Below are 6,312 nucleotides of genomic sequence, written 5' to 3'. Positions count from 1 at the left end.
TTCCCCCTCCGTCAGCCCTGACGGGCTGCCACCTCCCCGAGACAAGCTCGGAGAGGAATTAGGCGGCTGTCAGGCCTGCCGCCGCAATCCCCGCGAAGGCCGCTTCCTCATCCTTGTCCGAGAGGTCACCGCTGACGCCGACCGCGCCGAGCAGCACGCCCGCCTCGTCACGCACCAGCACGCCGCCTGCCGCCGGGATCAGCTTGCCGTGCCACGCGGCCGACAGCGCCGCCATGAATTGCGGGCGTTCCGCCGCCATGTCGCCGAGCTTGCGGCTGGACACGCCCATCGCCAGCGCGCCCGCCGCCTTGCCTGCGGCAATGTCCGGGCGGCCATAGCCTGAGCCGTCCTCGCGCTCCATGGCGACGAGGTGGCCGCCGGCGTCGAGCACCACCACGGTCAGCGGATTGAGCCCCATCTCGCGGCCCCTTGCACGGGTAGCGGTGATCAGGCTGCGGGATTGTTCAAGGGTAATCATGCGCACGGGTTCTCCGGAATCAGAGGGCGAACCTTGGGAAAGGCGGCACTTGCCTGCCCATCCAGTGCGGATTTTACAAGCGCCCGCTCACTCCGCCGTGAGCGGTATCGCTCCCCCGTCGCCGATCAGGTGCCCGTAGCGCAGCAGGCTGGTGCGGGTGCGGCGGATGTGCATGACGAGGGCGGCCTGCGCGGTCTCGACCTCGCGCTTGGCGATGGCGTCGTAGAGCAGCTGGTGCTCCAGATCGTGCGTGCGCCCAGACGGGCTTTTCGTTCCCGGCGTGGGGCTTGCCGCTGCCCCTGACATCGCCAGCTTCATGTAGGCGCGGCGATAGCTTTGCGTCGTGTCCCAGACCCGCTCGACGATCTGCGCGAGCAGCGGGGTCGAATGACGGCGATAGGTGATCCAGTGGAATTCGCGGCCCAGCGCGATCGCCTCGTCGATGTCGGCGGTCTGCTCGTTGCGCTCCATGACGTCGCGCAGGTCGGCAAGGTCGGCTTCGGTCAGGTGCGGCACGCTGTCGGCGAGGAGCAGCGGCTCGATCCGCTCGCGGATTTCGTAGGACACCTCGAGGTCGCGCCGCGTGAGGCTGGTGACGCGCGCTCCGGCATTGGCGCGCATGGTGACGAGACCGCGCGCTTCGAGGATGCGCAGGGCATCGCGCACCGGGATGCGGCTGGTGGAGAGTTCGTCCGCCAGTTCGTCCTGTTTGATCCGCGCGCCGGGGGGGAGGGCGCCCGATAGGATACGTTCGGCGAGGATGTCAGCGACGCGCTGGCTGGCGACGCCCTGGGGTACGGCAAGGTCTTTGGTCATGGCGTCGCTTCGCGTTTTGGATACGATCCGGGGCATAGACCGTTATGAAGGGGTGCGCAAACGGGTACTTAACGGCACCCAAGGATGCTCTAAGCGTGCCCCAAGGGGCACTCAACGGCACCTAGGAGTACTCTAAGGGCGGCCTATGCAGGCGATCCGGCATGCCTGAGCCACCGAGTCATCGCACATCCGTCATCCCGGACTTGGTCCCGGGACCGTCGAGTGCTCTGGAGACGAGAACTGGCGACTGGAGCCTGCAAAGCCGCGCCATCTATCGAATTCACGCGGCTCTGCCAGCGATCCCGGCTTTCGCCGGGATGACGATCTCCGCTCAGTGCTGCGCCCACTCCACGCGGTAGAGATCGAAGCGGCGGTCCTTGAGGTTCTGCACCGCGCCCGACTGACGCGCCGTCAGCAGGGCATCGAGGCTGAGATCGGCGATCGCGATCGTCTCGGTATTGGCCGCCGCTTCCGCCGCCACGCCATCGCGCGAGAACGGGAAGTCGCTCGGCGTCAGGATCGCGCTTTCGGCATAGTGGACGTCCATGTTCTCGACGTTGGGCAGGTTGCCCACCACGCCCGAGGTGACGACGTAGCACTGGTTCTCCACCGCGCGGGCTTGCGCGCAGTAGCGCACGCGCAGGTAGCCGCGCCGCTCGTCGGTGCAGAACGGCACGAACAGCATCAGCGCGCCCTGGTTGACGAGGTGGCGGGCCAGTTCGGGGAACTCGCTGTCGTAGCAGATCATCACCCCGATCGGGCCGCAGTCGGTGGGGATCACGTTGGCGCCGTAGCCGCCCTTGATGTTCCACCAGCGTCGTTCCGAAGGCGTCGGGTGCAACTTCTGCGTCTCGTGCACGGCGCCGTCGCGCAGGAAGGTATAGGCGATGTTGCGGATCTCGCTCTTGCCGCCGCCCAGCTTGACGCGGGTGGGGTGCGAGCCGCCGATGATGTTGATGTTGTAGCTGACCGCCATGCGCGCCATGAACTCGACGAAGCGCTCGGTGTATTCGGCGATCTTCTCGATCGCCTCGACCGGCTGCAGCTTGGTCTCCTCGATGGAGAGCAGTTCGAGGGTGAACAGTTCGGGGAACACCACGAAGTCGCTCTCGTAATCGGCGGCCACGTCGATCCAGTATTCCACCTGGGCCTCGAACTCGTCGATGGTGGCGATCTTACGCATCTGGAACTGCACGGTGGCGACGCGCACGCTGGAAGGCACGCGCTCCTTGAGGCCGGGCACCGACTTGCCGGTGTCCAGCGGGGCGAGCGGGTTGGTCCAGTACATCAGCACCGCGTTGCCGCCGCTCTCGCGGTCGGTGGGGATGTAGTCGGGCAGGATGCCGCGCGGCTCGTAGCCCTCGTTCATCTGGAAGTTGATGACCTGGTCGCGGATCTTCTTGTCGCGCACCGCCTGCACGTAGTCGGCCGGATCGGGATAGGCGCGCTTGCGGCGGTAGTAGCCGGGCATGCGGCCGGCGAAGGCGATGCCCTTCAGCTCGAAATACTGGCAGACCTCGCGGCGCTTGCGGTAGAGGCGCTGGCCGATGCGCAGGCGGCGGTAGTCGGGATCGACGCAGACCTCGAAGCCGTAGAGTACGTCGCCTTCGGGCGCAGGCGGGCGGCCGTAGCCGCCGTTGCTGATCTCTTCCCAGGTATGCGGCTTGAAGGCGAGGTCGGAGGTGACGATCATCGTCGCGCAGTGGCCGACCACCTTGCCTTCGTATTCGGCCACGAACTGGCCTTCGGGGAAATTGATGACCTGTCCGCGGATCTCGGCGCGGGTGAAGGCGTCGGCCTTGCCGTAGACCTTGACGGAGAGGCGGGCGATCGCGGCGGCGTCCGCGACGGTCGCTTCGCGGATGATGAGCTTGGCTTTGGTCTGGTCCATGAGCGCTGTTTTACGCATTGCGGCGCGGAAGGTTCCAGTCCGTAATCCTCTTGAGCGGATTCATTTTTTCTCAGGCGACGCGGGATACATGGGGCGCCCGGGCCGTTGTCTTCCCTGAAAGGAGACTGCCCCCATGAGTGCAACCCTTTACGCTCTCGCACTGTTCGCCTGTTCGGACGACGGCACCGCCTGCCAGCGGCTGGAGACGCCTGTTCGGACTTACGAGACGCGCGGTTCCTGCGATGCCGGTATCGACAGTGCGCTCGATACCGAAGCCGCCCGCAAGGCCGAGGCGCCCACCGTCTACGCGCAGTGCCTGACGAGCCGGCAGATGGCCTCGATCGGCAAGGGCACCATCGACCTCACGCGGGTCAATGGCGCGCGATTTGCCAGCGCGGGGTTCTGAAAACCCGCGCAAATCTGGGATACTCTGACCTGCCAACCCCGCTCAGCCTGAGCCTGTCGAAGGCCCCGTGGTGGACGCCAACGCCCTAGGCTTCGACAAGCTCAGCATGAGCGGTGGAGGAGGGTAACGCGGAAGAGAGGTAATCTCACCCCCGGCCGCGATAACCCGGTACACCCTGATCGGGCACCCAGAGCCCGGCGGGCGGCGCGTCCGATTGCCAGAACACGTCGATCGGGATACCGCCGCGCGGATACCAGTAGCCGCCGATGCGCAGCCACAGCGGTTTCATCTCGTCGAACAGGCGCTGGCCGATGCCGACGGTTACGTCCTCGTGGAAGGCGCCGTGATTGCGGAACGAGCCGAGGAAGAGCTTTAGGCTCTTCGATTCGACGATGGTTTCGCCGGGCGCATAGTCGATTACCAGATGCGCGAAGTCGGGCTGTCCGGTCACCGGGCAGAGCGAAGTGAATTCGGGCGCGGCGAAGCGGACGAGATAGAGGCTGCCGACGCGCGGGTTCGGAACGTAATCGAGCTGGGCTTCCTCGGGCGAAGCGGGAAGTCCGCTCTGCTGGCCGAGGTGGAGGGGGAAAGAGGTGTCAGTCATGACCCGGCAATGCCGCCAAGGACGCGCGAACGCAAGTATGTCGCAGGTGGCCCATATGTCACACCGGCGATGGACGATGGCAGGCCACGTCTTGTCGTGTGGGCGGTAGGCATTAACTGAGGGTTCACACGAAGTTTGGCGAAGACCGAAGATACCATGAGGGGCACGAATTCAATCATAGCGCGCGCGGCGATCTCGACCGCGCTGGCCGCAATTCTCGCGGGGCCTGTCGGTGCCCAGTCGAGCGGCACCACCTGGAGCCTTCCCGAGCCCACCGCGACCCCGAGTTCGCGGGCACAAGGTCCGGTCGACGCGCAGAACCCGCTTCTGCGGCCGCGCAATGCCGCGCCCGAACCGGTGCCGACCATTGCCGCACCCCCGCCGCAGGTCCAGCCATCCGCTCAGCCTCCGCGCGTCCAGCCCACCGCGCAGCCCTCCGTGACCCCGCGCTCCACGCCGACGAGAACGCCGAACCCGGCAGCCAGCCCCAGCGCGCCCGAACCGCGCGCTTCGGCGACGCCCGAGCCGCAGGGCACTCCCTCGGCTTCCGCGCCGGTCGCGCCCGAACCGTTACCGACGCCGATCCCTGCGCCCTCGGCGGTCGAAACGCCCACGACAGCACCTGCCCCTGCGCCTGCGCCTCTCGCTCCGGCCTCGCAGCAGGGCTTGCCCATATGGGTATGGGCAATCCCGGCAGCGCTGGTCGTCCTGGGCGCCCTTGCGTTCTTTCTGCGGCGCAAGCGCCCGGCCGAGGAAGCGGAAGATTGGCCCGAAGTGCAGGAGGTCGCCGAACCCGTCGCGCCTCCTGTTCCGAAGCCTGCCCCCGTTCCGCAGCCGGAATTCGCCAGCCCGCCGGTGTCGCCGCGTCCCGCTCCGGTCCCGCCGCCAGCCGCTGCGCCGGAGGCCGTCGATATCGCCTTCGAGCCGGTCGGCCTGCGCCTCTCGCTGGTTTTCGCGACGCTGCAGTACCGGGTGACGCTGACGGCAGGCACCGACCTCCCGGCCGGGCACCTGATCGGCGACATGATCGGCGCACATGGCTCGCTGACTTCCGAGCAGCAGCTTGCCCCGCCGCTGGAGACGCTGACGCCGCTCAAGCCGGTGCCTGCGCTTGCGGCGCGGGAGAGCGTTACCCTCACCGGCGAAGTGCAGTTGCCGCTCAGCGCCATTAGGCCGCTGCAGCGCGCGAATGCGTCGTTCTTCGTGCCGCTGCTGCGTGTGGGCGTAGTCTTCGCCGAGACCGTTGCGCCCGTCCGCCGCGTCTTCACGCTGGGCATCGCCGGAGGCCCCGCGCTGGCGCCGCTGCGGCTCGACACCGGCCCGATGGAGCACCGCGATCTCGGCGCGCGCGAGGTGCCGGAGGCGCGCGCCTATCCGGTTCTGCCGGGCACGCTGCGCAAGGCGGTCTGAGGCGTACCGATCCTAGCTCCGTCGTCACCCTGAAACACGTTCAGGGTGACGAAGTGAAACAGCTCAAGGGTCTGGCCTCTCCTTCACCTAACCCCTTTCCCGGAACGCGGAAAATGGCCTAGGGTTCTGTCTGCCCAGCCAGCGGAGATCACAGTGAACAGCAGTAAGCGCCTCGAAGACCTTGAGGCTGCCACTCGTATCGTCGGCGCCGGGCGGCGTAGCGAATGGACCGGGCCGGTCGTCAACCCGCCGGTCTGGCGCGCCAGTACGCACCTCTACGAGAATACGGCCGCGCTGGCGCAGGGGCCGCGCACCAACGAGGACGGGCGTTTCTTCTACGGCCGCCGCGGCGCGCCGACGCAGTGGGCGCTGGCCGACGCGTTGACCGCGCTGGAGCCCGGCGCGGCAGGCACCGTGCTCTATCCTTCCGGCGTCGCCGCCATTGCCGGGGTCATGCTGACCCTGCTGCGGCCGGGCGACGTCGTGCTGATCACCGACAATGCCTACGACCCGACCCGTTCGATGGGCAAGGGCCTGCTGGCCGACATGGGCATCGAGCCGCGCTTCTTCGATCCGCTGGACCTCGACGCTTACGAAGCCGCCTTTTGCGACCGTACGCGGGCGGTGCTGCTGGAAGCGCCGGGCAGCCTCTCGATGGAGGTGTGCGACCTGCCCGCACTCGCCCGCATCGCGCGCGAGAAGGGCGC

The 6,312-nt window shown here is 67.4% G+C and carries 7 protein-coding genes; 3 read left to right on the top strand and 4 right to left on the bottom strand.

Translation table 11 applies throughout. The features are described 5' to 3' along the window. Window positions 1-58: 58 nt before the first annotated feature. The 3 genes from LH128_RS24390 to LH128_RS24380 all read right to left on the bottom strand — a co-directional run bounded on the left by LH128_RS24390 (window position 59) and on the right by LH128_RS24380 (window position 3,185). Window positions 59-478, bottom strand: a complete 420-nt coding sequence (locus LH128_RS24390) for a GlcG/HbpS family heme-binding protein (RefSeq protein WP_036527851.1) — start codon at window positions 476-478, stop codon at window positions 59-61. Window positions 479-565: 87 nt separating this feature from the next. Then, window positions 566-1,294, bottom strand: a complete 729-nt coding sequence (locus tag LH128_RS24385; protein WP_008832355.1) for a GntR family transcriptional regulator — start codon at window positions 1,292-1,294, stop codon at window positions 566-568. Between the two features lie 331 nt (window positions 1,295-1,625). Continuing rightward, window positions 1,626-3,185: a carbon-nitrogen hydrolase family protein gene (locus tag LH128_RS24380; RefSeq protein WP_008832354.1), complete on the bottom strand. Its 1,560-nt coding sequence runs from the start codon at window positions 3,183-3,185 to the stop codon at window positions 1,626-1,628. Between the two features lie 133 nt (window positions 3,186-3,318). Between LH128_RS24380 and LH128_RS24375 the strand changes: the two genes are divergently transcribed. Further along, window positions 3,319-3,591 carry a hypothetical protein gene (locus tag LH128_RS24375; protein WP_008832353.1) on the top strand — a complete coding sequence of 91 codons (273 nt, stop codon included), beginning with the start codon at window positions 3,319-3,321 and terminating at the stop codon, window positions 3,589-3,591. 145 nt (window positions 3,592-3,736) lie between these two features. Here LH128_RS24375 and queF read toward each other — a convergent pair whose 3' ends face one another. Continuing rightward, window positions 3,737-4,195 carry a preQ(1) synthase gene (gene queF, locus LH128_RS24370; protein ID WP_008832352.1) on the bottom strand — a complete coding sequence of 153 codons (459 nt, stop codon included), beginning with the start codon at window positions 4,193-4,195 and terminating at the stop codon, window positions 3,737-3,739. A gap of 156 nt (window positions 4,196-4,351) precedes the next feature. On the opposite strand from queF, the gene LH128_RS24365 reads away from it, so the two are divergent. After that, window positions 4,352-5,605, top strand: coding sequence for a hypothetical protein (locus tag LH128_RS24365; protein WP_172705161.1), 1,254 nt, complete (start codon window positions 4,352-4,354; stop codon window positions 5,603-5,605). A gap of 153 nt (window positions 5,606-5,758) precedes the next feature. Continuing rightward, window positions 5,759-6,312, top strand: a 554-nt coding sequence (locus LH128_RS24360; RefSeq protein WP_008832349.1) for a PLP-dependent transferase, incomplete at its 3' end; no start/stop codon positions are given.

Source organism: Sphingomonas sp. LH128, from assembly GCF_000293195.2.
Classification (GTDB): domain Bacteria; phylum Pseudomonadota; class Alphaproteobacteria; order Sphingomonadales; family Sphingomonadaceae; genus Novosphingobium; species Novosphingobium resinovorum_A.
Note: the sequence above shows the minus strand (reverse complement) of the source record. Positions and strands in the feature narration are given on the sequence as shown.

Excerpts from the sequence above, each read along its gene's own strand:
- LH128_RS24385 (WP_008832355.1), bottom strand. The coding sequence starts at position 1,294 with ATGACCAAAGACCTTGCCGTACCCCAGGGCGTCGCCAGCCAGCGCGTC.
- queF (WP_008832352.1), bottom strand. The coding sequence starts at position 4,195 with ATGACTGACACCTCTTTCCCCCTCCACCTCGGCCAGCAGAGCGGACTT.
- LH128_RS24390 (WP_036527851.1), bottom strand. The coding sequence starts at position 478 with ATGATTACCCTTGAACAATCCCGCAGCCTGATCACCGCTACCCGTGCA.
- LH128_RS24380 (WP_008832354.1), bottom strand. The coding sequence starts at position 3,185 with ATGGACCAGACCAAAGCCAAGCTCATCATCCGCGAAGCGACCGTCGCG.
- LH128_RS24365 (WP_172705161.1), top strand. The coding sequence starts at position 4,352 with ATGAGGGGCACGAATTCAATCATAGCGCGCGCGGCGATCTCGACCGCG.
- LH128_RS24375 (WP_008832353.1), top strand. The coding sequence starts at position 3,319 with ATGAGTGCAACCCTTTACGCTCTCGCACTGTTCGCCTGTTCGGACGAC.